Annotated in this window: 2 protein-coding genes; one reads left to right on the top strand and one right to left on the bottom strand. The window is 64.0% G+C overall.

Features of this window, described 5'->3' with window-relative positions; genetic code table 11:
• On the bottom strand, nucleotides 1-685 hold a 685-nt coding region (locus tag ACZ5CR_RS45555; RefSeq protein ID WP_468869669.1), incomplete at its 3' end, for a hypothetical protein.
• A 289-nt stretch (nucleotides 686-974) separates the two neighbouring features.
• Here ACZ5CR_RS45555 and ACZ5CR_RS45550 point away from each other — a divergent pair.
• Nucleotides 975-1,250 (top strand): hypothetical protein, encoded by a 276-nt coding sequence (locus tag ACZ5CR_RS45550; RefSeq protein ID WP_468869666.1) that lies wholly within the window; start codon nucleotides 975-977, stop codon nucleotides 1,248-1,250.
• Nucleotides 1,251-1,324 lie beyond the last annotated feature (74 nt).

Here is a 1,324-nt window from a genome sequence, read left to right as displayed (position 1 = left end):
CCTGCTCGGTGAACGGGGTGCTGAGTGCGAGGCCGTTGAGGCAGACATCCATGGTGGCTCGGCTGCAGTTGGGGTGCTCCCAGGCTCGGCGCATCAGCTCCAGGGCGTGTTCGGAGCGGTAGATGGTGCTGCCGAATTCGGCGAAGGCTTGGAGCGCCACGAACAGGGGGTCTGTTCGGCGGACGGCGCAGGCTTCGGCGAGGCGGCTGTAGAAGGTGAGCCGGTAGAGGTCGTCGAAGTTGAGGTTCCCGCGGAGTTTTCCGGCCTGGTAGAGGAGCGCGAAGTACGCGGCGTCCACGCTGTGGGGTGCGAGGCCTTCGAGTTGGGAGGTCACTGCCTCGACGGTGGTGTCCGCGTCGACGGTGTCTCGGGTGATGAAGGCGTAGCCGAGAGCCCAGGTTTCCTCGACGGTTTGATGGTGTTCGGCGGCAGTGTGGTCTGTGAGCCAGAGGACGCAGTGGACGGCGGTGTCGAGGGTGGGCTCGGCGAGGAGGCGGCGTCGCCAGTAGCGGTCTGCGCAGATCAAGAAGGCGTCGGTGACGAAGTCTGCCGAGGGGATATCGAAGTCGGGCACCATGCCGGCGTCGAGCAGTTCGGCTGCTACCTGCTCGCAGATCCGGTCCAGAGTGCGGGCGTCGCCGATCGGTGCCTGTCGTAGCTGCTGTGTGATTTCGTCTTGGTCCACGTTCTCCCCCTGCGTGACAGCCCTCTTGCCATAGTTTCAGAGGTGGTTGATCTTTGCTGGTCGCCGGTGAGGATCCCGATGTCCTCGACTGGATGGAAGCCGATTCATCTCTCCGAACTGCAGGCTCATTTGGCGGAAAGGCAATCTTTCGTCGCCTACGTCCGCATCCAACTCGTTGCGATGGCGGCGTTGTTCGGCTGATGCCATTGCGGCCGTGAGGGCTCGTTGGTTAGCCTCGGCATGATCTTCACTTGACGTATGCGTGTGGCTACAGATGGGGGTTGGGCTGATGGACCAGGGGCGCCCGTGGGAAGCAGATGCCGAAGCTAAGTTCGTGCGCCGTTTGGGCCGTTCCCCTCAGGAGTTGGGGCTGACGAGCGGCTCGGAGACCTGTCCGGACGTCTGGGAGTTGGATAACGGTGATGTCGCCATCATCGGCCGTGACGTCACAGACGAGGTGGCTGGCCGGCTCCCCGCAGGGGTTTCCATTGGTCCGGGTGAACGTCTGGTGTTCGTTCCGAGGAGCTTGATGGCCGCCGCGAAGCCGGATATGCCTGATGCCTGATGTGAGCGGGATGGATACCTCGGGTGCGGGCGCGTCGGCTATCGGCGCCCTCGTTGCGGCGCCACCGGAAGCGC

It is taken from the genome of Streptomyces sp. NPDC031274, from assembly GCF_055570235.1.
The sequence above is the reverse complement of the archived record's forward strand: the minus strand, read 5'-3'. Positions and strand labels throughout refer to the sequence as shown.

Bases quoted from the DNA above. Each gene is read 5' to 3' on its own strand.
- ACZ5CR_RS45550 (WP_468869666.1), top strand. From the start codon at position 975: ATGGACCAGGGGCGCCCGTGGGAAGCAGATGCCGAAGCTAAGTTCGTG.